19 protein-coding genes, 2 rRNA genes and 1 riboswitch are annotated in these 23,924 nt (G+C 61.2%); of the genes, 15 read left to right on the forward strand and 6 right to left on the reverse strand.

The window, feature by feature from the left end; all coding sequences use genetic code 11:
* Together AC1RTP_RS17850 and rrf are read left to right on the forward strand one after the other, a co-directional pair.
* Window positions 1-692 (forward strand): 23S ribosomal RNA (locus AC1RTP_RS17850); the annotation flags it as partial.
* 107 nt (window positions 693-799) lie between these two features.
* A 5S ribosomal RNA gene (gene rrf, locus AC1RTP_RS17855) occupies window positions 800-912 on the forward strand.
* A 76-nt stretch (window positions 913-988) separates the two neighbouring features.
* Here the strand turns inward: rrf and AC1RTP_RS17860 are convergent.
* On the reverse strand, window positions 989-1,684 hold the full coding sequence (locus AC1RTP_RS17860; RefSeq protein ID WP_498609101.1) for a FadR/GntR family transcriptional regulator: 696 nt from the start codon (window positions 1,682-1,684) through the stop codon (window positions 989-991).
* 108 nt (window positions 1,685-1,792) lie between these two features.
* Between AC1RTP_RS17860 and AC1RTP_RS17865 the strand changes: the two genes are divergently transcribed.
* The 8 genes from AC1RTP_RS17865 (at window position 1,793) to AC1RTP_RS17900 (ending at window position 13,685) form a co-directional block, all read left to right on the forward strand.
* Window positions 1,793-2,575, forward strand: coding sequence for a (Fe-S)-binding protein (locus tag AC1RTP_RS17865; RefSeq protein WP_498609103.1), 783 nt, complete (start codon window positions 1,793-1,795; stop codon window positions 2,573-2,575).
* Window positions 2,572-3,279, forward strand: a complete 708-nt coding sequence (locus AC1RTP_RS17870; RefSeq protein WP_498609105.1) for a LutC/YkgG family protein — start codon at window positions 2,572-2,574, stop codon at window positions 3,277-3,279. The genes AC1RTP_RS17865 and AC1RTP_RS17870 overlap by 4 nt, the downstream gene beginning before the upstream one ends.
* Complete coding sequence (locus AC1RTP_RS17875; RefSeq protein WP_498609107.1) at window positions 3,276-4,721, forward strand: LutB/LldF family L-lactate oxidation iron-sulfur protein; 1,446 nt, start codon at window positions 3,276-3,278, stop codon at window positions 4,719-4,721. Before AC1RTP_RS17870 ends, AC1RTP_RS17875 begins: the two co-directional genes overlap by 4 nt.
* Window positions 4,722-4,770: 49 nt before the next feature.
* A complete protein-coding gene (locus tag AC1RTP_RS17880) occupies window positions 4,771-6,483 on the forward strand; it encodes a lactate permease LctP family transporter (protein ID WP_498609109.1) in 1,713 nt (570 codons plus the stop codon).
* Window positions 6,484-6,620: 137 nt separating this feature from the next.
* Window positions 6,621-8,327 carry a M4 family metallopeptidase gene (locus AC1RTP_RS17885; protein WP_498609110.1) on the forward strand — a complete coding sequence of 569 codons (1,707 nt, stop codon included), beginning with the start codon at window positions 6,621-6,623 and terminating at the stop codon, window positions 8,325-8,327.
* Window positions 8,328-8,489: 162 nt separating this feature from the next.
* Window positions 8,490-10,196, forward strand: coding sequence for a DUF418 domain-containing protein (locus AC1RTP_RS17890; protein ID WP_498609111.1), 1,707 nt, complete (start codon window positions 8,490-8,492; stop codon window positions 10,194-10,196).
* Window positions 10,197-12,551: a penicillin acylase family protein gene (locus AC1RTP_RS17895; protein ID WP_498609112.1), complete on the forward strand. Its 2,355-nt coding sequence runs from the start codon at window positions 10,197-10,199 to the stop codon at window positions 12,549-12,551. It begins immediately after the preceding gene.
* Window positions 12,552-12,569: 18 nt separating this feature from the next.
* Window positions 12,570-13,685: a PQQ-dependent sugar dehydrogenase gene (locus AC1RTP_RS17900; protein WP_498609114.1), complete on the forward strand. Its 1,116-nt coding sequence runs from the start codon at window positions 12,570-12,572 to the stop codon at window positions 13,683-13,685.
* On the opposite strand, the gene AC1RTP_RS17905 is transcribed toward AC1RTP_RS17900, so the two are convergent.
* Complete coding sequence (locus AC1RTP_RS17905) at window positions 13,675-14,256, reverse strand: C39 family peptidase (protein ID WP_498609116.1); 582 nt, start codon at window positions 14,254-14,256, stop codon at window positions 13,675-13,677. The genes AC1RTP_RS17900 and AC1RTP_RS17905 overlap by 11 nt on opposite strands.
* 9 nt (window positions 14,257-14,265) lie before the next feature.
* Window positions 14,266-14,910: a hypothetical protein gene (locus AC1RTP_RS17910; protein WP_498609118.1), complete on the reverse strand. Its 645-nt coding sequence runs from the start codon at window positions 14,908-14,910 to the stop codon at window positions 14,266-14,268.
* A 154-nt stretch (window positions 14,911-15,064) separates the two neighbouring features.
* Window positions 15,065-15,159: riboswitch (glycine riboswitch) on the reverse strand.
* Between the two features lie 152 nt (window positions 15,160-15,311).
* On the opposite strand from AC1RTP_RS17910, the gene AC1RTP_RS17915 reads away from it, so the two are divergent.
* Window positions 15,312-16,718: a DUF2868 domain-containing protein gene (locus tag AC1RTP_RS17915; protein WP_498609119.1), complete on the forward strand. Its 1,407-nt coding sequence runs from the start codon at window positions 15,312-15,314 to the stop codon at window positions 16,716-16,718.
* Window positions 16,715-18,208, forward strand: coding sequence for a DUF3482 domain-containing protein (locus AC1RTP_RS17920; RefSeq protein ID WP_498609121.1), 1,494 nt, complete (start codon window positions 16,715-16,717; stop codon window positions 18,206-18,208). Before AC1RTP_RS17915 ends, AC1RTP_RS17920 begins: the two co-directional genes overlap by 4 nt.
* On the opposite strand, the gene AC1RTP_RS17925 is transcribed toward AC1RTP_RS17920, so the two are convergent.
* Window positions 18,160-18,888 (reverse strand): SDR family oxidoreductase, encoded by a 729-nt coding sequence (locus AC1RTP_RS17925; protein ID WP_498609123.1) that lies wholly within the window; start codon window positions 18,886-18,888, stop codon window positions 18,160-18,162. The two genes, AC1RTP_RS17920 and AC1RTP_RS17925, sit on opposite strands and share 49 nt — an antisense overlap.
* A 102-nt stretch (window positions 18,889-18,990) precedes the next feature.
* Here AC1RTP_RS17925 and AC1RTP_RS17930 point away from each other — a divergent pair, with 102 nt between their 5' ends.
* A complete protein-coding gene (locus AC1RTP_RS17930; RefSeq protein ID WP_498609124.1) occupies window positions 18,991-19,914 on the forward strand; it encodes a LysR family transcriptional regulator in 924 nt (307 codons plus the stop codon).
* Window positions 19,915-19,965: 51 nt separating this feature from the next.
* Entirely contained in the window at window positions 19,966-20,889 is a 924-nt protein-coding gene (locus AC1RTP_RS17935) for an exopolyphosphatase (protein WP_498609126.1), read from the forward strand.
* A gap of 105 nt (window positions 20,890-20,994) precedes the next feature.
* Here AC1RTP_RS17935 and AC1RTP_RS17940 read toward each other — a convergent pair whose 3' ends face one another.
* Together AC1RTP_RS17940 and AC1RTP_RS17945 are read right to left on the reverse strand one after the other, a co-directional pair.
* Window positions 20,995-22,254 carry a nitronate monooxygenase gene (locus tag AC1RTP_RS17940; RefSeq protein ID WP_498609128.1) on the reverse strand — a complete coding sequence of 420 codons (1,260 nt, stop codon included), beginning with the start codon at window positions 22,252-22,254 and terminating at the stop codon, window positions 20,995-20,997.
* 13 nt (window positions 22,255-22,267) lie between these two features.
* The gene (locus AC1RTP_RS17945; RefSeq protein ID WP_498609130.1) at window positions 22,268-22,753 is read right to left on the reverse strand and encodes a YajQ family cyclic di-GMP-binding protein; all 486 of its coding nucleotides are present in this window, start codon (window positions 22,751-22,753) and stop codon (window positions 22,268-22,270) included.
* A 134-nt stretch (window positions 22,754-22,887) separates the two neighbouring features.
* Here AC1RTP_RS17945 and murB point away from each other — a divergent pair, with 134 nt between their 5' ends.
* Window positions 22,888-23,913: a UDP-N-acetylmuramate dehydrogenase gene (gene murB, locus AC1RTP_RS17950; protein WP_498609132.1), complete on the forward strand. Its 1,026-nt coding sequence runs from the start codon at window positions 22,888-22,890 to the stop codon at window positions 23,911-23,913.
* Window positions 23,914-23,924 lie beyond the last annotated feature (11 nt).

A 23,924-nucleotide genomic window follows, 5' to 3' on the forward strand; every position in this document is an offset into this window, starting at 1 on the left:
ATCCGGATCGGGGACAGTGCATGGTAGGCAGTTTGACTGGGGCGGTCTCCTCCCAAAGTGTAACGGAGGAGTTCGAAGGTACGCTAGGTACGGTCGGACATCGTGCTAATAGTGCAATGGCATAAGCGTGCTTAACTGCGAGACCGACAAGTCGAGCAGGTACGAAAGTAGGACATAGTGATCCGGTGGTTCTGTATGGAAGGGCCATCGCTCAACGGATAAAAGGTACTCTGGGGATAACAGGCTGATTCCTCCCAAGAGTTCATATCGACGGGGGAGTTTGGCACCTCGATGTCGGCTCATCACATCCTGGGGCTGTAGCCGGTCCCAAGGGTATGGCTGTTCGCCATTTAAAGTGGTACGTGAGCTGGGTTTAAAACGTCGTGAGACAGTTTGGTCCCTATCTGCCGTGGGCGTTGGAAATTTGAAGGGGGCTGCTCCTAGTACGAGAGGACCGGAGTGGACGAACCTCTGGTGTACCGGTTGTCACGCCAGTGGCATTGCCGGGTAGCTAAGTTCGGAAGAGATAACCGCTGAAAGCATCTAAGCGGGAAACTTGCCTTAAGATGAGATTTCCCAGAGCCTTGAGCTCTTTGAAGGGTCGTTCGAGACCAGGACGTTGATAGGTCAGGTGTGGAAGTGCAGTAATGCATTAAGCTAACTGATACTAATTGCCCGTACGGCTTGTCCCTATAACCTTGCCGGTTATGTAGCACTTGCCTGTGTTTGAGAATACTACCCCGACTTTTACTTCTTCCCAGATTGCGCAGCGCGACCAGCGCGCTGCACACAAGTCATGCCTGATGACCATAGCAAGTCGGTCCCACCCCTTCCCATCCCGAACAGGACCGTGAAACGACTTTGCGCCGATGATAGTGCTGCAACCAGTGTGAAAGTAGGTTATCGTCAGGCTCTTATTTGAAAGCCCGCTAGGCATGTGCCAGCGGGCTTTTTGCTTTTTGCCGCACGAAACAACTGGTTGGACCAGTCAGGCTTCTTCCAGTCTTCCTGCGACGTAGTCGATATGCGCCTGCATCGCAGTGCGGGCTGCTTCGGGCTTGCGGGTGCAGATGGCCTGGCAGATGGCGCGATGCTGTTGCAGCAGCTGGCCGGAAACCTCGGCATCCAATGCCCGCAGATTGGAGCCGTTCAGCGTGATGTGCTCGCGCAGTATCCCCAGCACGCTCGCATGCAAATGCAGGAACATGCTGTTGTGCGATGCGAGTGCGATTGCTTCATGCAGTTGCGCGTCGAGCGCTGCTTCTGTCGCAGCCTGGTCATCGAGGCGAGCTTGCTCAAGCCCCGCCTGCAGCGCGCGGATGCCTGCGAATTCTTCCTCAGTTCCACGCATCGCGGCGTAGTAAGCCGTGGCGCCTTCCAGCACACGGCGAAATTCCAGCACATCGCTCAAAAGAGCAGGTTGATCGACCACCAACTGCGCCCACGGTGACGAGGTGCTGGTGCGCAGTTGATCGCCTACATATACGCCGGCACCAGGACGGCTGCGCAGCAGGCCGCGCGCCACCATCCTTTGCAGCGCTTCACGAATCGTATTCCGCGAAACCGAAAACTGCTCCGCGAGCATACGCTCCGAAGGCAGTTTGGAGTTGGCCGGGTAGCGTCCGTCGAGCAGCGCCACCTCCAGCTGGCGTTGCACTTCCTCTACCAGTCCGTTTGTTTTCATCCTGATTTTCTCCTAATGCGGCTGATGGTCCAACCAGTTTGCTGCGCCGCCGGCATGCGGGAATTATGGATGCTGTCGACGGAATAAGCAAAACGGAGGAGACGCGACATGAAGCCCCGACAATATCCCGCGCTGGCTGGCCAGCGCGATGTGCACGTGTACCTGTTCGGCACTTGCGTGATCGACCTGTTCATGCCCGAGGCGGGGCTGGATGCGGTGCGCCTGCTCGAGTATCAGGGTGTGACCGTGCATTATCCGCGCGGCCAGAGCTGCTGCGGCCAGCCTGCCTACAGCAGCGGCAATCCCGAACAAGCGCGCGCCGTGGTGCGAGCGCAGCTCGACCTGTTCCCGGAAAGTTGGCCGGTCATCGTGCCTTCCGGCTCCTGCGCCGGCATGATGCGCCATCATTGGGCCGAACTGTTCGGGGATGATCCTGAAGCCGCCGCCAAGGCGACCGAGCTGGCAGGTCGAATTTACGAACTGAGCGAATTCTTGCTGCATGTGCTGCACGTGGATTGCCAGGCCGTGCCTGGGCAGGCCGACGAGCGCGTGGTGCTGCACACTTCCTGCGGCGCGCGGCGCGAAATGGGCACCCGAGGGCATGGTGTGGCTTTGCTCGACGCCTTGCCTGGCGTGACGCGTGTGGAGCATGAGCGCGAGTCCGAGTGCTGCGGCTTTGGCGGCACGTTCTCGCTCAAACATCCCGATATCTCGGGAGCCATGGTCGCCGACAAGCTGGCCTCCGCTTGTGCGACTGGCTGCACCCGCCTGGTTTCCGCCGACTGCGGCTGTTTGCTCAACATCGGTCACGCTGCGCAGCGCCAAGGGGCACCGCTGCAGGTGGAGCATATGGCCAGCTTCCTCTGGCGTCGTTTGGGAAGTGCGCAATGAGCAGCATGGGTACCCGCGAACGCATCCTGGGCTCGCTGCGCAGTGCTGCGCCGGCGCCGACGCCGACGCCGGATAGCCGCGCGCTTGAGGCGCGCATTAACGAACACCATGCGTACGACGCCTTGCGTGCTGCCACGCCGCAGCAGCGTGCGGAGGTGATGGAGCGGGTCATGACTTCGGTGCGTACGGAAGTCATACGCAGCGACGCCGCGAGCTGGCCGGTGCTGCTGGCCGCCAGGCTGGCGCAGGTGGGCGTGCAGCGTTTGCTCCTGAATTCCGCCTCGGCGGAAGGCGCTGCGCTTTTGGCGGCATTGCCGAATGAGGTGCATACGCTTCCGTTCTCGCAGCCGCTGGAGGCCTGGAAGGGAATTCTGTTCTCCAGCGTGGACGCCGGCTTTACCGTGGCCCGCTCCGGCATTGCCGCCGCCGGGACACTGGTGCTGTCGCCCGACGTCGGCACACCGCGTACGGTGTCACTGGTGCCGCCGCTGCACGTGGCGCTTGTGTATGAGAGCACGCTGCACGCCGACCTGCACGCGGCCATGCACGCCGAGGGCTGGAGTTCCGGCATGCCGACCAACCTGGTGCTGGTGTCCGGGCCGTCGAAAACATCGGATATCCAGCAAACGCTAGCTTATGGCGCACACGGGCCGGCCGCACTGTGGGTGGTGATCGTGGATGACTCAATGGAGGTGCACGCATGAACGCGCGCCCGATGCATTTTGTTTCGCCCGCCGACTTCCGCGAGCGGGTCAATGACGCCTTGCAGGACCAGGAACTGCGAGCCAGCATGCGCGGTGCGATGGACTTCCTGCAGGCCAAACGCAGCACCCAATTCCCCGACGCCGACGAGCTGGAAAACCTGCGCAACCTGGGCGAGGCGGTACGCCAGCACGCGCTCGCGAACTTGCCGGACTTGCTGGTGCAGTTCGAAGCGAGCCTGCATGCGCTTGGTGTTCACGTGCACTGGGCCGCCAATGCCGAGGAGGCCAACGCCATCATCCACGGCATTGCACAGCGGCGCGGTGCCCGCAACATCATCAAAGGCAAGTCGATGGCGAGCGAGGAAGTGGAGCTTAACCACTACCTGTCTGAGCGAGGCATCAGCTGCGTCGAATCCGATATGGGCGAATACATCGTGCAACTGGCGGAAGAAAAGCCGTCGCACATCGTCATGCCGGCCCTGCACAAGACGCGCGCCGACATTGGCGCCTTGTTCGAGCGCCATCTGCCGGATACGCCCTACACCGAAGACGTCGACACGCTGATCCTGGCGGGCCGCCGCGCCTTGCGCCAGAGGTTCGTGGATGCCGATATCGGCCTGTCCGGTGTCAACTTCGCAGCCGCCGATACCGGCACGCTATGGCTGGTGGAGAACGAGGGCAATGGCCGCCTGTCGACCACTGTGCCCGACGTGCACATCGCCCTGATGGGGATCGAGAAGGTAGTGGCCAAACTCGAACACATCGTGCCGCTGGCAAGCCTGCTCACACGCTTGGCCACAGGCCAGGCAATCACCACCTATTTCAACCTGATCACCGGCCCGCGCCGTGAGGGCGAACTCGATGGCCCGCGCGAGATGCATGTGGTGCTGCTCGATAACGGCCGTTCGCAAGCATATGCGGACGAGCAGCTGCGAGCGACCTTGCAATGCATCCGCTGCGGCGCTTGCATGAACCATTGCCCGGTCTATGAACGGGTGGGCGGCCACGCCTACGGCACGACTTACCCGGGCCCGATCGGCAAGATCATCTCTCCGCACCTGCTGGGCCTTGAAGAAACAGCCGACCTGGTGACGGCGTCAAGCCTGTGCGGCGCCTGCGGCGAAGTTTGCCCGGTGCGGATTCCGATTCCATCGCTGCTGGTGCGGCTGCGCACAGAGGCTAACCGCGATCCACAGCAAAAGGTCGACATACCGCTGCGCGGACAGGGCGCCAATTACAGCCGCGGTGAACGGCTTGTGTGGCGCTTCTGGAGCGGCGCCTTCGCTCGCCCCACCGCATATCGCTGGTTCCGCTGGGCGGCGACGCGGCTGCGCGCCTTTACACCATCCGGCCAAATGGGGTGGACCAATCACCGCGCCCCCCTGGTGCCGGCCAAGCGCAGCCTGGCCGACCTGTTGCGGGATAGGGACCAGCCGGAATAGCGCTGGCCGCCACATAAAAATAATTTGATACCTTTAAAGGAGACTACAGATGCAAACCTGGAACCAGATTTATTCCCCATTGGGCAGTCTATGGCTGTCGGCCCTGGTCGCCGCCATTCCCATTCTTTTCTTCTTCGTCGCTTTGGCGGTCTTGCGCATCAAAGGCCACATCGCCGCAGCCGTCACGCTGGCACTCGCGCTGGCGGTCGCAATCTTTTCTTACGGTATGCCGGTGCCGCAGGCACTGGCCGCCGCCGGTTTTGGCTTTGCCTACGGGCTGTGGCCGATCGCGTGGATCATTATCAGCGCTGTGTTCCTGTACAAGGTGGTTGAACGCACAGGGCAGCTTGAAATCATCCGTGCCTCAGTGGTCTCGATTACGGACGACCAGCGACTGCAGATGCTGCTGATCGGCTTCTCCTTCGGCGCTTTCCTGGAAGGCGCGGCAGGCTTTGGTGCGCCGGTGGCGATCACCGCCGCGCTGCTGGTCGGCCTCGGCTTCAACCCGTTGTATGCGGCTGGCCTTTGCCTGATCGCGAATACCGCGCCGGTGGCTTTCGGCGCCATGGGAATCCCAATCATCGTGGCAGGACAGGTGACTGGACTGGATGCGATGACCATCGGTGCGATGGCCGGCCGTCAACTCCCGCTGCTTTCGCTGGCGGTGCCATTCTGGCTGGTGTTCATGATGGACGGTAAGCGCGGCGTCAAGGAAACCTGGCCTGCTGCGCTGGTGGCAGGCGGCAGCTTCGCCATCACGCAATTCATCACGTCCAACTATATTGGTCCTGAATTGCCGGACATCACCTCCGCCCTGGTCAGCCTGGGCGCTTTGACCGGCTTCCTTAAGGTGTGGCAACCAGCCAGCGCCAAAGCCGGCGCACGCAGCTCGATTTCGATGGGTGGCGGCACCGCGGCAATGTCGCCCTTCGGCGGCGCAGCAGCGGCAGGCAACGAGCCGCGTAGCCGCAGCATATCGCCATACTCCGCCGCACAGACGCTGCGCGCCTGGGCGCCGTTTGGCCTGTTGACCGCCGTGGTGACGGTGTGGAGCCTGCCGCAGTTCAAGGCTTTGTTTGGCGCCAAGGGCGCGCTTGCCGGCACGGTACTGAAATTCCATGTGCCTTACCTGGACATGATGGTCATGAAGATGACGCCTATCGTCGCCGCACCCAAGGCATACGAGGCTATCTACAAGCTGGATCTGCTGTCGGCAGTCGGCACTGCGATCCTGTTGTCCACATTGCTGTCGATGGTCCTGCTGCGCTTCAGCCCAATGAATGGCCTGCGCGCCCTGCGCGACACGGTGCTTGAATTGCGCCGTCCCGTGCTGTCGATTGGCCTGGTGCTGGCGTTCGCGTTTGTCGCCAACTACTCCGGCATGTCCTCGACCCTGGCGCTGGTGCTGGCCGGTACCGGTGCGGCCTTCCCATTCTTCTCGCCATTCCTCGGTTGGCTGGGTGTGTTCCTCACTGGTTCCGACACTTCGTCGAACGCCTTGTTTTGCTCCTTGCAGAACACGACAGCTCACCAGGTCGGCGTCTCCGATACCTTGCTGGTGGCAGCCAACACCACCGGCGGCGTGACCGGCAAGATGATTTCGCCGCAGTCGATTGCGGTAGCCTGTGCCGCGACCGGCCTGGTAGGAAGAGAGTCCGAACTGTTCCGCTTCACCCTCAAACATAGCCTTCTGTTTGCCGCCATCGTTGGCCTCATGACGTTGCTCCAGGCCTATGTTTTCACCGGAATGGTTCCGGGATGAAACTAAACAGATGCCCAAAGGAACTAACTCAGCAGTTTGTTGCGTTTAAGTTCTAATACTTTGGGTATCTGTTTGACATTTAAAATTTGTCAAGATATCGTCGTTTATCCCAACAACCTAATCCGGAAGGGGACGTAATGATGCTACGTAAAACGATGATCGCCGCTGCGATCGCACTGTGTGCGCAATCGGGTTTTGCCGCTGCCATGCCAGCCCAAGCCAACGCAAGCCTGATGGCTGAACTGGCTCATGAGCGCGCTGGCAAAGGCCTCGATAGCGACCACGGCTATGTGATCGACCGCCAACACCCAGGGCAACAGGACAAGGTGATCACGCGTCTGAACCACACCTACAAAGGGATCCGCATCTTCGAATCAGAAGCGGTGGTGGTGTCGGACAATCGCGGTCACATCATCAGCCAATCCATGGCTGATCGCCGCGGGGGAATTGCAAAATCCAATATTGCGAGCAAGAAGGCTTCGATCAGCAGCAAGTCCGCAATCGAGGCAGCCATTCGCAGTGTCGGCGGTGCGGGCAATCATGATGCCGCACCTAGCGCTGAAGCCATTTACTATCCGGTCATGAAAACGCAACGCGTGCCTGCTGCCGCCAACAAGGCCGAGGACGCATTGAATGCGATGGACGTGGAAGATGTGGTTGATGGCTATCGCCTGGCCTACCTGGTGCAGACCCGCATGAACCGCGGAGGCAAACCGATCTACCACAATACCGTGGTCGATGCCGCCAATGGCGCAGTGCTCGAGCAATGGAGCATGGTGCACACCGCGACTGCGACGATCGGCAGCGGCAAGAGCCAGTACAACGGCACCGTGCCAATCGCCACCAGCTACACCGGCAGCCAGTACCAGCTGATTGACCTGACCCGTGGCACCGGCGGTACTTACGGCGGCATGGCAATCACCAATGCCAACCACGGCACCAGCGCTGGCGCTTTGTACGTGGACCCGGACAATACCTGGGGCGATGGCAATCAGTATATTGCCGGCGGCTCTACCACCAACGACAACGGCCAGACCGCTGCGGTCAACGCCTTGTGGGGCCTGATGAACACCTACGACACGATGAAAAACGTGTTGGGCTGGCAGTCGCTGGATGGCCATAACACAGCGACTTACATCGCCGTGCACGTCAACACCGCCTACGACAACGCCTACTACACCGATACCTGCAAATGCATGTTCATCGGCGATGGCGGCAGCTACTTCAACAACCTCGGCTCGAACGACGTGATTGGTCACGAAATGGGCCACGGCGTGACTGCGGCCACCTCCAACCTGCGTTACAGCGGCGAATCGGGCGGCTTGAATGAGTCGTCGTCGGATATCAACGGCGAAGCGGTGGAAGCATATGCGCGCAATGGCGGTACCGGCAGCGTGGTCCCGTCAGGGAAGAACGACTGGATGGTCGGCCAGGAAATCGCCAAGGACGGCGTGCCTTTGCGCTGGATGTGGAAGCCATCCAAAGATGGCGCAAGCCTCGATGCCTGGACCAAGAACCTGCGCCGCCTCGACCCGCACTATTCGAGCGGTCCTAACAACAGGATGTTCTACTTCCTGGCGATGGGTTCCGACGCCAATTCGACTTCCGAGAAGTACAGCAAGTACTTGACCAAAGGCGCCATGGCTGGCGTTGGCATCGACCATGCATACCGCATCTGGTTCCGTGCCAACACGACCAAGTTCACTTCCTCCACCACTTACGCCCAAGCGCGTACGCTGATGAAAGCAGCGGCGGAGGAGCTGTACGGGGTCAACAGCGCTGAGGCGAAGGCCGTGCAGCGCGCCTACGCGGCGATCAATGTAGGCACTGATATTGCACCTTAATTAAAAGTCAACACCCTTGGGGGCCCGCTTTGCAATTGCAAGCGGGCCTTTTTGCATTTTGTTCCCCAAAATCGTCATTTCGTCGCACAATCGGCTTAAGTTTTTCTTAACCTCAGTACGATCCATGAGTCGCAACTTCGTTTAATACAAAGGATAACGATAATGGACAGGACGAACCCCAGCAGTTTCAGCCCCACCGAAAGCAATGAGAGGATCGAAGCGCTCGACGTCGTTCGAGGCTTCGCGCTGATCGGCATTTGCACCATGAATGTCGAATACTTCAATCGCGCGATCGCCGACATGGGCGGCATCCCCGCGAAGTTCACCGGAGTTGATTTCATCATCAGCTTCATCACGCAGTATTTTGTAACTGGTAAGTTCTGGACCATCTTCTCGCTGTTGTTCGGCATGGGCTTTGCAGTCATGCTGACGCGCGCTGATAGGGCGGGGCGCAGTTTCCTTGTGCCTTATATGAGGCGCATAGCCGCGCTTGCGGTGTTTGGCGCCTGCCACCACATCTTCATCTGGTCGGGCGATATCCTCTTCAGCTATGCGGTGAGCGCGACTGGCCTGTTGATCGTGTTGTTCGGGCGGCCGAAACATATTGCCACTGCCATTGCGTTGCTGCTGGCGGTAGGCTTCGCTCCCAAGATCGCGGTGGCGGCCGGTCTCCTTTCCGAGAAGTCGGCGCCGGACCTCGGCGTCTTGCTTGGCATGGCTGGCAGCCTGACCTTCTTCTCCTTTATCGCATGGTGGCTGCGCGGCGAAAAGCGGGTTAAAAAGCTGAACGTTCCGTTGGTCGGCATGGTGATACTGGTCGTCGGCGTCATCGCCACGATCGCAGGCATCGCAGTCTGGTTCATGCCACAGCTGCCACGTCCGCTCCGCCTGTCGCTGCCGGTCATGGGCCTGGCCTTTACCGTGGTGGGCATCCTGACCTGTAAATTCCATGAGCCGAAGGCAGAGCGTCCTTGGCGTCTCGGTGCAGGCATGTACGTACTCGCCTTTACCATCATGACCGGCGTTGGCGCCATGCGCTATATGGTGCCCGAGAAACCAGTGGCGCAAGTTTCCGCCTCGGCTACTCCAACGGCGGCAGAGACCAAGGCCGCCAAGGCGAAGGCCGAGCGCAAGGCGGAAGTCGCCAAGCGCCTGAAAGAGCGCGACGAGGCGATCAAGAAGGAAATCAAGGTCTCCACCACTGGCACATACAGCGAACACCTGGCGCTGCGCGCAGAGCACTTCGCTGAGAACGCACCAGGCGAACTGGGTTTCGCACCGATCGTGGTCGGCATGTTCCTGCTTGGCTACTGGTTCGTACGCACCGGGGTCATGGAAAACACGCGTGCGCACTTGCCGCTGTTCCGCAAGCTCGCCATGTTCGGCCTGCCCTTGGGTATCGGCCTGGGCCTGCTCGGCTCCGCGATCTGCATGTATCCGGTGCCGGGCTCCGATGGTGCGGACGGCGGCCAGCTCGCAATGGGCATGCTCATGCTGGGCAATTTGCCGGCTTGCCTTGGTTATGTCAGCCTTGTGATCCTTATGTTGCACAGCAACTCGGTGTTCTCGAAGATCAAGGTGCTGGCGCCGCTTGGCCGCATGGCATTGACCAATTACCTGACGCAGTCCGTCATTGGCGCTCTTTACTATTTCGGTTGGGGTCTCGACCACTTCGGCGCCAGCCGCGCGCACCAGATGGCGTATGTGGCATGCCTGATTGTGCTGCAAATTGCGTTCAGCCACTTCTGGCTGGCCCGCTTCCGCTATGGACCGATGGAATGGCTGTGGCGCGCAATCACCTACTGGACCATTCCTCGCATGGCGCTGGACAAACCATCCGGGGTCCCTGCCGTAGCTGGAGGAGTTTGATTGAATAGACTGGCGCTGGCTTTCTTACTATTGGCGGGCGTGGGCGGCGCCCACGCCGAAACCCTTGAAGTAGCAGGCTTGCGCCAGCCGGCCCGCATCCAGGTGGACAAATGGGGCGTGCCGCACATTTATGCGGGCGACAGCGAGGACCTGTTTTTCGTGCAGGGCTTTAATGCCGCCCGCGACCGCCTTGCGCAGATCGATCTGTGGCGGCGGCGCGGCCTTGGCCGCATGTCCTCAGTGTTCGGCCAGTCATACGTGGAGCAGGACCGCGCTGCGCGCCTGTTCCTTTATCGCGGCGATATGGACGCGGAATGGAAAGCTTACGGCAGCGGGGCGCGCGAAGTCACGGAGCGCTTCGTGGCAGGCATCAACGCCTATATCGACCTGCTGGAGCGCAAACCTGAGTTGCTTCCCTTCGAGTTTCGCCAGTTTTCCTACAAGCCCGAGAAGTGGGCCGCGGACGACGTGGTGCGAATTCGCAGCCATGGCCTGACCCGCAACCTGTTGCAGGAATTCGAACGGGCGCACGTGGTCTGCAACGCCAGCCTGGAAGCGGACCAGATCCGCGCCAGGTTGTCGCCGGCGTGGGTGACGCGTGTGCCAGAAGGACTGGATCCCTGCCTGCCCGATAACGCACTGGATGTATTCCACCTCGCAACCGCGCCGGCCCGCTTGCTGCGCAAGCCCGGCAAGGCCGACCTGGCGGCAGCCGATGCGCAGCGTATGGAAGGCAGTAACAACTGGGTTATCGCTCCTTCACGCAGCGCTACTGGAAGGCCGATCCTTGCCAATGATCCGCACCGTTCCTATGCTGCGCCGTCGCTGCGCTACATCGTTCACCTGAGCGCTCCCGGGCTCGATGCGATCGGGGCAGGGGAGCCGGCCTTGCCTGGCATATCGATTGGGCACAATGGCCGCATCGCTTTCGGCCTGACCATCTTCAGCATCGACCAGGAAGACCTCTATGTCTACCAGACCAATCCGGACAACCCGCGCCAGTATCGATACCAGGGCAAGTGGGAAGACTTCCGCGTGGTGAAGGAGAACGTGCCGCTGCCCGGTGGGCGCTTGGCCCCGGTCGAATTGCTCTTCACACGGCATGGCCCGGTGATTTTCGAAGAGCCGGGAAAAAGGCGGGCGCTGGCCGTGCGCAGTGCGTGGTCGGAACCCGGCACGGCCCCCTACTTTGGCAGCATGGTCTACATGCGCGCCCAGAACATGACGCAGTTCCGCGATGCGATGGCGCGCTGGGGCGCACCTGCGGAGAACCAGGTCTATGCCGACACAGCCGGCAATATCGGATGGGTTGCTGGTGGCATGGCTCCGCTCCGCAAGAATTGGGATGGGCTCCTGCCGGTGCCCGGAGACGGCCGCTATGAGTGGAGCGGCTTTCTCGATGGCCGCAAGCTGCCGTCACAATTCAATCCGAAGCAGGGCTGGTTCGCGAGTGCGAACGAGATGAACCTGCCGGCCTCCTTCCCCTACAAGGAATACAAGCTGGGATTCGAATGGGCCGATCCGTCGCGCGCGCAGCGCATTGCCGAAGTGCTTGGCAAGCCGGGCAAGGTCGGCATCGAAGACATGCAGCGGCTGCAGAACGACCTGGTGTCGATCCCGGCGCGGCGCCTGGTGGCGGTGCTCAAGACCTTGAAGTCGAACGATGCCGGTGCAAAGGCGGCGTTGCGCTTGCTGGGCGCCTGGAATGCCGAGGTCCAGCCCGAGTCGCCTGCCGCCGCGCTGTTTGAAGTGTGGTGGTCGCGGCACCTTGGCGAGGCGTTCAAGACTGCCTTGCTGGGCAAGGCCGGCGCCAATACGATGGGCGCGCCCGATACAGGTGTGCTGCTGGATGCGCTGGAACGTCCGGCAACGCGATTCGGCATGAACGCCAATGAACGGCGCGATCGCGTGGTCTTCGATAGCCTGTCAGCCGCGTGGACGGAGATGGTACGCCTGCAAGGCAGCGATCCTGCGCGCTGGAACTGGGGGCGGATGCAATTCAGCTATTTCATGCACCCGATGTCGCAGGCTGTCGATTCTGCCACGCGCGCCAAGCTGGATGTCGGGCCGATGCCACGCGGCGGCAGTTCGTACACGGTGAACCAGTCCGGCTACCATCCAGCCAATTTCTGGCAGATCAACGGCGCCTCGTTCCGCGTGGTGATCGACGTCGGCGGTTGGGATAACTCGCGCGCCATCAACACGCCGGGCCAGTCCGGCGATCCTGCCAGCCCGCATTACCGCGATCTTGCACAGGACTGGGCCATGGGCTCATACTTCCCGCTGCTGTACACCCGCAAGGCGGTGGATGCGGCGACGGAAAAGACGATTGAGCTGGTGCCCGCGAGGCGCTGACCCTGGAGGAAGAAATACATGATGTGCGATGGTTTGCCGGCGATGGAGCTCAAGACGCCGCCTGGTTTTTGCGTGGCGGTAGTCGCGGAAAAGCTGCGCTATCCGCGAGGCGTGCAGGAACTGCCGGGTGGTGAGCTGGCCGTTGTTGAAATGGGCGGCTGGGTGGAAGGCAAAGGCCGGGTAATCGTGATCGGCAAGGATGGCCGGCAGCGCGTCCTGCTTGACAAGCTTGACCGGCCAAATGGCATTGTGCTCGGCCCCGACGGAAAATTGTATGTCGGCGTGGTCAAGCGCGTGGTCCGTATCGATCCAGCAAAGCCGGGGCAGGGCACGGATTTCATTTCTGGCCTGCCCGGCGTGGGCCGCCATTTGCTGACGGGCCTGCGCTTCGACTCGCGCGGAGACCTGTACGTGAACGTTGGCTCGGCAAGCGATCATTGTGAAAGTACTTCCGGCGAAGAGCCGGCGGCCGGCAAACCCTGCGCCGAGAACGAGGGGCCGCAGGCGTCGGGCGTGATCCGCAAATACAGCATCGTCTGGCCGGGCGGTGTGGTGAAAAGCTGGGAAGTCTATGCACGCGGTCTGCGCAATTCGATGGCGATGGCGGTGCATCCCACCACGGGCGAGTTGTGGCAAGGCGAAAATTCGCGCGACAACATCAATATCCACATGCCGCAGCTGAAGAGCGATGCCGAACTGCCGCACGACGAGTTGAACGTCATTCGGCGAGGTGCGCATTATGGCTGGCCGTATTGTTACGACGCGAATGTCGCCAGTCCCGAATATCCCGCTGCGAAGTGCGCTGGTTATTCAGCTCCCGACAGGCTATTGCCCGCGCACGCAGCGCCGCTTGGCATGCTGTTCTACACGGCTGATCGCTTTCCTGCCCAATACAAGGGCAGCCTGGTCATGACTTTCCACGGCTACCGCCAGCATGGCCATCGCCTCGTTGCGCTGCTGCCGGACAAAAAAGGTGCCCCGCTAGGTAAGATGGTGGAACTGATCTCGGGCTGGGAGGTCAAGGGCAAGCAGGGGCGCGGCGCACCGGTCGATGTAAAGCAGGCCGCCAACGGCGACCTGCTTCTGGTCGATGACCACAACGGCCAACTACTCAAGCTTCATTTCAAGGACTGACGTTCATGCGCTGTGTGTGCGTCCAGTTATGGTCGTACGCGCTGACTGCGGAAGCGAACGTGCGGTAAGTCTGCCCCTCGCCAGGCCATGGATTCATGATGTAGATGTAGTTGGTGCCGTTGTACGTTTCATACCCGCGTCCCACCATGATATGTCCGCCACCGTTGGTCCAACCGTAGCGGATCACGAAAGGGCGGTTGCCATTGATTTCAGTGACCACCGAATTCCACGACAGGTAGTTGTTGATCGCGGTATTCGGCACCCCCCATGCGGACAGGATGTTCTGCACGCTGCCCGAGGTGCCGTACATGCTGTTCGGCCGGTTCGCGTAGCTGTTCCAGTCGAAAGTGCTGTTGCCGCAGGCGTAGTTGATGCCGTAGGCCCAGTTCACGATCTGGCACTGGCTTGGCGTCTTGCTGTAGAAGTTCAGGACAGCCTTGCTGGAGCCGGCCCAGCACCATTGGCTATGCTCCTGCGTCACCAGCGGGACGTTCAGCGTGCGCCATTGTGCGAAAGCGGAGGGCAGGGCGAGCACCAGCGCGGCGGCCGCCAGAGTTTTTGCGATGTTCATGGACTCTCCTTAGCGGAATGCTTCGATATTGGCTTTGACTGCGGCCCGCAGCGGCTCCAGCAGCTCGGCGCCTTCGACCAACTGGTTGCCGGCCTTCTTCATCAGCAGCGATTCGCGCGCGGAGTGCAGGGGGGCGAACCTGGCGTGGTCCACTTCCAGGAAATCCGAACGCGCCTGGTAGATGCGGATGAAGCGCAGGTTGGAGCGCGCGCTGTTGCCGTGGGCTGCCATCGCGGCGTCAACGTCTTTTGCCAGTACCGATGCGCCGTAGGCGACGGTCTCGTAGCGGCCATTCACCTGCTGCACGGTCGCAAGGCCAATCGGCTTGCCGTGCAGCGAAATGATAAAACGCCATTCGCCGGTGGGCTTGGCCAGGGACGGCAGGTCGCCCCGCGCCAGAAGCTCTTTCGGGTCGATGGTGTAGACCTCGAAGCCGCCGCTGACTGTGGCCTGTTTCAGGTCGCCGACGTCGGTGACATCGAGCGGGAAGTCCACCGGCGCGCTGCCGGGGCGAAGCGCCTGCTGGTGTTCGGCGAATTGCGACAGGCCGCGTTTAGCTGCCTGCAGTGCCGCGCCGTTGTCTGCTTTTGCCAGGAACGGGGCGGCCATCACGGCTGCGCAGGCAATGCGCAGCCAGAGTCGATGCGTATGCATGTGACTACTCCTCTGAAGGTTGATCAGATAATTTTTGAGTACGAGGTGTGATGCCCCCTCTGTGCTGGACCTGAGAGTTTCACAGGCATGGGCTGCCTGCTTGCTCCTTCGGTGCGCCAGCCTTGCGGCGCTGGCGGCTCTTCAGAGTTGTGAAAACGCGCGACCGGTCCTTTGGCCTGAGAGATTCGGGGGGCGACTTGCTCCTTCGGCGTTGTCCGTGGGTGGGACAAACTCTCCCGATCGCGCGGCCGGCATGCACCGGCAGCCAAATCAGGATAGCCCATGCCTTGATACAAATTCAATTGTGTTCAAGCGTTCGTTGCATTTTCGCAAAAAGGCAGTGGTGGTACACTCCGGTGCATGAATGCAATCATTCTTGCTGCCGTCTGCCTGGAGGGCCAATGAACGAGAAGACCGCTCGTGTCATCCTGCTAGTCAAGGCGATCGAAGAGGCCGACCAGCAGAAGGAAGTGCTGACCGACGATGACCGTAAATTCGCCAGCCGCACGGCGCGCGAACTGGCGCACTGGCAGGCCGCGGAGAGCCGCACCGCCGCCACGCTGCCCAACTTCCTTTATCACCGCGCGGAACAATTACTCAAGCGCCTGGCGTCGCGTTACAAGCTCTTTTCGAATATTGCGAAAGGCCGTAGCGGATTGTGGGGCGCCAGTTGGCTGCTGCCACTGGTGGCGCTGGTCGTGGGCAGCATGGCGGAACGATTCAGCAATGCGCATCGCGTTGACCTGCTGTCGTTTCCACTCCTGGGGATCATCGCCTGGAATCTGCTGGTCTACCTGTTAATTGTCGTTTGGGCTTTGCTGCCCACGCGCCGCGCCGGCCTGCGGCGCGGTCTCGCTAATCGTATGGGCCTGGGCAAAAGCCATTTGTCGCGCCGCTTGCCGCATGCCCTGTCAGCCGGCGTGCTGCAATTCATGGTGGACTGGGCGCGCCAGGGTGTGCGGCTGAACATGGCCCGCATCGCACGCATCCTGCACTGGTCGGCCGCGGCATTTGCGTTGGGCGCCGTCTTGTCGCTGTACTCGCGCGGCATCGTCGAACAATATGCAACCGGCTGGGAAAGCACCTTCCTCAATGCCAGCCAGGTACACGAATTGCTATCGCTTATATTCAAGCCTGCCGAACAACTATTGGGCTTACAGGGCTTTTCGTTGGCCGAAGTGCGCTCCCTGCAGAATTGGCGCCGGGCACAACCCGGGAACGGCGCGCGCTGGGTGCACCTGTATGCGGCAAGCCTGTTTTTATACGTAGTCGGACCGCGCATGGTACTCGGTCTTCTGGCCGCCTTGCGCGTCATGCTTCTGCGGCACCGCTTCCCGCTGGACCTGGACCAGCCATACTTCCATCAGTTATCGGTCGCGGCCGGAGGCGAACCTGGGCTGCTGCGCGTGCTGCCCTACAGCCTCACTGTGGACGAAGCGCGCGGCAAGGGACTGGATGCGGTGGCGCAGGAACTGCTGGGCGAGCAGGCCCGCGTGCGCCTGCTGCCGCCAGCAGCCTATGGCAGCGAAGCGCCGCCGCTGGAGGCTGGCGACGGCGTGACCAATGCCGTTTTGTTCGGTATTGCCGCAACGCCGGAGCAGGAAAACCATGGGGCTTTCCTCGCTGCCTTTGGACATGGCAAGCGCGTGGTGGCGCTGCTTGACCAATCGGCCGTGGCGGCGCGCATGGACGCAAGCCGCCTTAGTGAACGTATCGAATTGTGGCGCGAGTTCTGCATCCTGCATGGCGCCGAGCCGAAGGTGGTGGATCTGCTGGCGCCCGAAACAGTCAATGGAGGCGCGGCATGAGCGGGAATCCCGTCACGATCCAGCTGGCGCTGGTCTCTCACACCAATAACGGCAAGACCACGCTGGCGCGCACCTTGCTCGGCAGCGATGTTGGCGAAGTGCGCGATGCGGCCCATGTAACGACTTTCGCCGAATCCCACATGCTGATGGCGACGCCGCACGGCGACCGCCTGCTGCTGTGGGATACGCCGGGCTTTGGCGATTCCATGCGCCTGATGAAGCGCCTGGCCATGACCGGCAACCCGATTGGCTGGTTCCTGCGCGAAGTGCTGGACCGCTACCGCGACCGCCCGTTCTGGCTTAGCCAGCAAGCCTTGCGCGCCGCGCGCGATGAGGCCGACGTGGTGCTGTATCTGGTCAACTCGACCGAGGTACCTGCCGATGCCGGCTACATCCCGGCCGAGATGCGCATTCTCGACTGGCTGGGCAAGCCGGTGCTGGTGCTGCTTAACCAGATGGGCCCCCCGCGCCCGCTGCCCGAAGAAAAGGCGGAGCTGCTGCGCTGGAAAGAGTTCATGCTGCAGTTCGGCCAGGTGCGCGAAGTGCTTCCGCTGGATGCCTTCGCCCGTTGCTGGGTACATGAGAAGGTGTTTTACGATGCGCTGGGGGCACTGGTGGGACCGGCTAAGCAGGAAGGCTACGAACGCCTGTTCTCCGTGTGGGAAGACACCAATGCCCGCCGCTTCAAACAGTCCATGTCGGTGCTGGCGCAGCAGCTGGCCGATGCCGCGCACGACAAGCAGATCGTTGAAACGGTGGAGCGCGGCGTGATCGCTTCCGCGTTGAAAATCATCGGCATTGGCAAGGGAGAGGACCGTAAGCGGCAGGACCGCGCCATGAATACCCTGGTGGCGCGCCTGAACCTGGCGATCGGCCATGCGACGGTCAACCTGCTTTCGGTGCACCGGCTCGATCCGAGCGAGGCGCCGAAAATCAATGCGCGCGTCAGTAATAACTTCGTGGTGCTGGCGCCCGTGGACAAGGGGCAGGCGGCGCTGCTGGGCGCCATCGTATCCGGCGCGGCCACCGGTTTCTCGGCCGACCTGGCTGCGGGTGGGCTTACGCTTGGCACCGGCGCCTTGCTGGGTGGCGTGATCGGCGCTTTGACCTTTGCCGGTGCGGCCTGGGGCTTCAATGTCGGCATGGACCGCGAAGTGCCGATCATCACGCTTTCCGACGACTTCCTGCGCACGCTGCTGGTTTCCGGCGTCTTGCGCTACCTTGCCGTGGCCCATTTTGGCCGCGGGCGCGGCAACTTCGTCGAGGGCGAGGCGCCACCGTTCTGGCAGCAGGAAGTGGAGCAGGCCGTCGCGCTGCACGAAACAGAAATCGTAGCCCTGTGGCGCACCCTGCGCGAGCAGGAAGAGCGCGACCTGGCGCCGACCAGCGCCGTGCTGACCGCAATCACGGCGCACGTGCTGGCACGGCTCTACCCGGACGGTCAGGCGGCGAATCCGCCGTCGATGTTGAGGCCTGCGCCGGTCACGTAGCCTGCATCTTCGCTGGCCAGGTAGGCCACCATCGCAGCGATCTCTTCGCCGCGCGCGTGGCGTTTGATTGCCATCAGCTCGTGCAATGACTTGGCGAAGTCGCTGTGGGCCGGGTTCATATCGGTGTCGACCGGGCCGGGCTGCACATTGTTGACGGTGATGCCGCGCGGGCCCAGGTCGCGCGCCAGGCCTTGCACCAAACCGGTCAGCGCCGATTTGCTCATCGCATAGATCGAACCGCCAGGGAAGGGCATGCGCTCGGCATTGGTGCTGCCGATATTGATCACGCGGCCGCCTTCCTTCATATGCGCCACCGCTGCCTGGGTGGCGGCAAACACGCCGCGCACGTTGACGGCGATTGTCTTGTCGAAGGCTTCCATCGTCAGTTCGGCAATGTCGCCCAGGTGTAGCACGCCGGCATTGTTGACGAGGATGTCGAGGCGGCCGAAGCGGCGCGCGATTTCGTCGATGGCGGCGCGGGTGGCGGCAGCGTCGGAGGCATCGACTTTCAGTGCGATGGCCTGGCCGCCGGCGGCGATGATTTCACTGGCCAGTGCATCGGCAGCTGCACCCGAGCTTTGGTAGGTGAAGGCGACGGTCGAACCATCCTTGGCCAGGCGGCGTACGATGGCGGCGCCGATGCCGCGGGAACCACCGGTGACGAAAGCGATTTTGCTCATGATTTGCTCCTAAAGTTTGGTTGGGATGAGTCCAGTATGGCCGTAACATTACGATGCGACTAGCTGGTAATATTGACTATCACCTTCAACTAAAAGTATTAAATGGAGCCCTTAAACCTTCTTGAGTCGTTCTTGCAGAGCGCCGAATGCGCCGGCTTCTCGGAAGCGGCGCGCCGTCTTGGCCTGACCCCGGCCGCTGTCAGCAAGAACGTGGCTCGGCTGGAATCCCGCTTGGGCGTACGCCTGTTCCAGCGCAGCACACGGCGGCTGGCGCTGACGGAAGCCGGTGAACGCTTGCTGCAGCAAGTGCGCGGGCCGCTCGCCGAACTGCAGGGCGCCATCGCCGGCGCCGCGCAGGACGCCGGGGAGCCCGCTGGAACGCTCAAGGTGGCGCTGGCCCATGGGGTGGGGCGCATGTATGTCCTGCCGCTGCTGAAGGGTTTTATCGAGCGCTATCCGGGCGTGCAGCATGACTGGCGCTTCGACAACCGCACGGTGGACCTGATCGGCGAAGGCTATGACGTCGCCATCGGCGGCGGCATTGAACTGGCGCCGGGCGTGGTGGCGCGCGAGCTGGGACGCCCGCGCATACTGGTGACGGCGGCGCCGTCTTACCTCGCCGGGCGCGAGCTGCCTGAACATCCGTCCGAACTGGCGGGCTGGGAAGGCGTGGCGCGCCGCTCGGCCGAAAGCGGACGCCTGCGCGACTACTTGCTGCGCAATTCCGGCGGCGAGGAAGCCGTGGCTGAGTTCCGCGCTGTCGCGACTTTCGACGATCCGGAGGCGATGGCGCAGGCGGCTTGCATGGGCCTTGGCGTGGCGCTGCTGCCTGGGCCGCACGCCGCGCCTTTGCTGGAATCGGGACAGCTGGTGCGCCTGCTGCCCGACTGGCATGCCGAGGTGGGACCCTTGTCCATCTACTATTCCAGCAAGAAGCTGTTGCCTGCCAAGACCCGGGCTTTCGTCGAGTATGTGATAGCTCAAATGCGCGGCGCGGACTTTGCCGGGCGGCTCGACAGGCTTTGAAACTTCACGGTACTATGGGTCTCCAATTCATCAGCGATAGGGGTGCCTTCCATGAAGTTCCGCCTTGTTACCCGCAGTGATTTTGATGGCCTGGTGTGTGCGGTGCTGCTCAAGTACCTGGACCTGATCGACGAGATTCTGTTCGTGCACCCGAAGGATATGCAGGACGGGAAAATCGCCATTACCAGCCGCGATATCACCACCAACCTTCCTTATGTGGCCGGCGCCCATCTGGCGTTCGACCACCACCTGTCCGAGACCATCCGCAATACGGGCGACCGCCAGAACCACGTCATTGATCCCAGCGCGCCGTCGGCTGCGCGCGTGGTGTACGACTACTACGGCGGCGGCAACAAATTCCCGTCGGCGTGGAACGACATGATGCTGGCGGTGGATAAAGGCGATTCGGCGCAGTTCAACCGCGACGAGGTGCTGAATCCTAATGGTTGGGATTTGCTGAACTTCCTGATGGATGCGCGCACGGGGTTGGGGCGCTTCCGCGATTTCCGCATCTCGAACTACAACCTGATGATGGACCTGATCGACTACTGCCGCGACCATACGATCGGCGAAATCATGGCGCTGCCGGACGTGAGGGAACGCAGCGACCTGTATCACGACCATGCGGAGAAGTGCAAGGAACAGATCCTTCGCTGTTCAACCGTGCATAAGAACCTGGTGGTGCTCGACTTGCGCAATGAAGAGACGATTTATGCGGGTAATCGCTTCGTCATATATGCCCTGTACCCTGAGCAGAATATCTCGATCCACGTGCTGTGGGGGCTGAAGAACCAAAACACCGTGTTCGCCACGGGTAAGTCGATCCTGAACCGGACGTCCCGGACCAATATCGGCGCGCTGATGCTGGAATACGGCGGCGGCGGGCATGAAAACGCCGGGACCTGCCAGGTGGAGAACGAAATGGCGGAGGAGGTGCTGGGCGCGCTCGTCGCCCGCATCAACAAAGAAGGCTAAAACCGGAAAATGTCCACCTTGGGGTCAGGAACAAAAGTGGACATTCCCGAAGGAAATGTCCACTTCTGTTCCTGACCCCACGGTGGACATTTTCCGTCCAGCGAATTAGAAGTCTTTTTCAGGTAAAGCTATAGAATTATCGGTCGAGAACTGGTAGTCCTTGAACACGTGTTCCGCCGACAACAGCTGGTAGGAACCATCCGGCTTCTTGAAAGAAGTGTCCTTCAGGCGGTAGGTGTAATGACCGCAAGTCCAGCAGTTGAAGTTGCGCATGTGGGTGCACAGGCAGGTCTTGTCCATCACCTTGATGCCCTTGTCGCTGCCGCCGTTGGCCACCACTTCGCGGTTGTACGAATTGATGTAGGCGCAGTTGCCGGTTGCATCGAGCAGGTAGCCGTAGGATTCGCAGCCCGGACGGATGCCGGCGCCGATAGCAGGGGTCTGCTTCAGCATACGCATCGGATAGCCGGTCGGCGAAATGCCGTTCACGATCACGTCGTCTTCGGTGGCCTTGAAGTATTCCTGCTTCACGTCGTCAGGCAGGCCGCATTCCTTGGTCACGGTAAAGCGGGTCGCCACCTGCACGCCGGCCGCACCCATTTCCAGGAAGGACACTGCATCGCTGCCGGTGAACACACCGCCCGCGGCGATCACTGGCACGTCCAGGTTTTCCGCCTTCATGTAGTCCAGGATCTCCTGCACGATCTGATGCAGGTCGAATTCCTTCCAGTCTTCCAGGCCGAAGCCCAGGTGGCCGCCGGCCAGCGGGCCTTCCACGATCACGTAGTCGGGCAGGCGGTTCAGCTTCTGGTTCTTGCGCAGGAAGATCTGCAGTGCGCGCACGGACGACACGATGATGCCCAGCTTCGCTTCACGGAAGCGCGGGTGGTCGGCCATCAGCGCAAAGGAGCCGAAGTGCAGGCCGGCCGACAGGGTGATGCCGTCGATACCAGCGTCCAGCGCCGCGTTCAGGCGGGTGCGCAGGGTTTCCTTCGGACCGTTCATGGTCAGCTTTTCCATGCAGTTCACGAAGACCAGGCCAGGGCCGGTTTTGCGCTGCATGGTGTCGCCGATGTGACGGCGCTGTGCTTCTGCCAGGCGACCGAGGTCGAACTGCACCTCGGACTTGTCCATATTGTTGATGTTGTGCTTATACAGCTTGGTCTTGTCCTTGACGAAGGTGGTGTCGAACTTGCGGTCCGAAACATCCTCCACCATGGCATCGGAAATATGGCCGATGCCGCCAAGGCGCGCTGCTTCCAGCGCCAGTTCGGTCGTGGAAATATCCACGCCCATCCCGCCGATCATGATTGGCACATACTCTTTGTCGCCAAACTTGAGGCGGAAATCGTCAACACGTTTCATTACAATCCTTAGATCAATCGCGGAAATTATTGAATTCCAGTGGCGTGTCCGGCACGTCCTTGCGCAGCAGCTGCATCGCAGCCTGCAGGTCGTCGCGCTTGGCGCCAGTCACGCGCACCGACTCGCCCTGGATGCTGGCCTGGACCTTCATCTTGCTTTCCTTGATAACCTTGGTGATCTTTTTCGCGGTCTCCGTATCGAGACCGTTTTTCACCTTGATGACCTGCTTGACTTTGTCCCCACCAATTTTCTCTACCTTGCCTTCGTCGAGGAAGCGCACGTCGACCTTGCGTTTGGCCAGCTTGTTGGTCAGCACATCGCGTACCTGGCTAAGCTGGAACTCCGAATCGGCGAATGCCGTCAGGTCGTTTTCTTTTTGTTCTACGCGCGCATCGCTGCCCTTGAAGTCGAAGCGGGTCGAGATTTCCTTGTTGCTCTGATCGACGGCGTTGCGCACCTCGATCATGTCCGCTTCGGATACTACGTCAAACGATGGCATATTCTTTCCTTTACAATGAAGCAACCGCCCAAAGGGCGGACTCAAAAGAAGCGACATTTTAACGGACAAACAAGCGAACGCTCGGTCGTTTTTGTCATAATTGCACTATAATCGAGCAAAAACTTGATCTACCCATGTCTTTCCCCGACTTTCTTCAGCACGATTTCCCACTAAAGCATTTAAATACGTTCCGTATTGATGTACGCGCCAAACATTACCTGCGCGTGACATCGCTGGACATACTGCGTACCGCCCTGGCCGACCCGCAACTGGCTGCCATGCCGCGCCTTGTCCTGGGCGGAGGAAGCAACCTGCTGCTGACACGTGATTTTCCCGGCCTGGTGCTGCATATTGCGCTGGAAGGCCGTGAAATCCTTCCCGGTACCGCAACTCACCACCACGTCCGCGCCGCCGCCGGCGAAACCTGGCACGACTTCGTGCAGTGGTCGCTCGCGCAAGGCGTGGGCGGGCTGGAAAACCTGTCGCTGATCCCTGGTACCGTGGGTGCGGCGCCGATCCAGAATATTGGGGCGTATGGGGCGGAAACCAAGGACTATTTCCTGTCCCTGACCGTGTTCGACCCCGCGAGTGGACAGGTCCGGGTCATGGACGGCGCCGAATGCCGCTTCGCCTACCGCGACAGCGTTTTCAAACACGAGGGCAGGGAGCTGATCATCCTGGACGTAAGCTTCGCCCTCCCGCGCGCCTGGCAGCCGAATTTGCGCTATGCGGAGCTGGGAAATGCCGTGGCAGAGCAGGGCATCACCGCCCCGACGGCGCAGCAAGTCGCCGACACTGTGATCGCCATCCGCCGCCGCAAGCTGCCGGATCCGGCGGTGATTGGCAACGCCGGCAGCTTCTTCAAGAATCCCGTGGTCAGCGCCGAGCAGTGCGCGCAGTTGCTGTCGCAATTCCCAGCCCTGGTGCACCACCGCCAGCCGGACGGCAGCGAAAAGCTGGCCGCAGGCTGGCTGATCGACCAATGCGGCTGGAAAGGGAAGTCGATGGGCGCTGCCGGCGTGTACCCGAAGCAGGCCCTGGTACTGGTGAATAACGGCGGCGCCAGCGGTGCCGAAGTGCAAGCGCTCGCCGCCGCCATCCAGGCCGACGTCGCAGCCCGCTACGGCGTCACTCTCGAACCCGAGCCGGTATTCATCTAAAAGTCGGGGTC

This window comes from Pseudoduganella sp. GW821-FHT11H04 (genome assembly GCF_058807935.1).

Excerpts from the sequence above, each read along its gene's own strand:
- AC1RTP_RS17880 (WP_498609109.1), top strand. The coding sequence starts at position 4,771 with ATGCAAACCTGGAACCAGATTTATTCCCCATTGGGCAGTCTATGGCTG.
- AC1RTP_RS17890 (WP_498609111.1), top strand. The coding sequence starts at position 8,490 with ATGGACAGGACGAACCCCAGCAGTTTCAGCCCCACCGAAAGCAATGAG.
- AC1RTP_RS17935 (WP_498609126.1), top strand. The coding sequence starts at position 19,966 with ATGAAGTTCCGCCTTGTTACCCGCAGTGATTTTGATGGCCTGGTGTGT.
- murB (WP_498609132.1), top strand. The coding sequence starts at position 22,888 with ATGTCTTTCCCCGACTTTCTTCAGCACGATTTCCCACTAAAGCATTTA.
- AC1RTP_RS17925 (WP_498609123.1), bottom strand. The coding sequence starts at position 18,888 with ATGAGCAAAATCGCTTTCGTCACCGGTGGTTCCCGCGGCATCGGCGCC.
- AC1RTP_RS17915 (WP_498609119.1), top strand. The coding sequence starts at position 15,312 with ATGAACGAGAAGACCGCTCGTGTCATCCTGCTAGTCAAGGCGATCGAA.
- AC1RTP_RS17885 (WP_498609110.1), top strand. The coding sequence starts at position 6,621 with ATGATGCTACGTAAAACGATGATCGCCGCTGCGATCGCACTGTGTGCG.
- AC1RTP_RS17900 (WP_498609114.1), top strand. The coding sequence starts at position 12,570 with ATGATGTGCGATGGTTTGCCGGCGATGGAGCTCAAGACGCCGCCTGGT.
- AC1RTP_RS17905 (WP_498609116.1), bottom strand. The coding sequence starts at position 14,256 with ATGAACATCGCAAAAACTCTGGCGGCCGCCGCGCTGGTGCTCGCCCTG.
- AC1RTP_RS17945 (WP_498609130.1), bottom strand. The coding sequence starts at position 22,753 with ATGCCATCGTTTGACGTAGTATCCGAAGCGGACATGATCGAGGTGCGC.
- AC1RTP_RS17920 (WP_498609121.1), top strand. The coding sequence starts at position 16,715 with ATGAGCGGGAATCCCGTCACGATCCAGCTGGCGCTGGTCTCTCACACC.
- AC1RTP_RS17875 (WP_498609107.1), top strand. The coding sequence starts at position 3,276 with ATGAACGCGCGCCCGATGCATTTTGTTTCGCCCGCCGACTTCCGCGAG.
- AC1RTP_RS17930 (WP_498609124.1), top strand. The coding sequence starts at position 18,991 with ATGGAGCCCTTAAACCTTCTTGAGTCGTTCTTGCAGAGCGCCGAATGC.
- AC1RTP_RS17865 (WP_498609103.1), top strand. The coding sequence starts at position 1,793 with ATGAAGCCCCGACAATATCCCGCGCTGGCTGGCCAGCGCGATGTGCAC.
- AC1RTP_RS17940 (WP_498609128.1), bottom strand. The coding sequence starts at position 22,254 with ATGAAACGTGTTGACGATTTCCGCCTCAAGTTTGGCGACAAAGAGTAT.
- AC1RTP_RS17860 (WP_498609101.1), bottom strand. The coding sequence starts at position 1,684 with ATGAAAACAAACGGACTGGTAGAGGAAGTGCAACGCCAGCTGGAGGTG.
- AC1RTP_RS17870 (WP_498609105.1), top strand. The coding sequence starts at position 2,572 with ATGAGCAGCATGGGTACCCGCGAACGCATCCTGGGCTCGCTGCGCAGT.
- AC1RTP_RS17910 (WP_498609118.1), bottom strand. The coding sequence starts at position 14,910 with ATGCATACGCATCGACTCTGGCTGCGCATTGCCTGCGCAGCCGTGATG.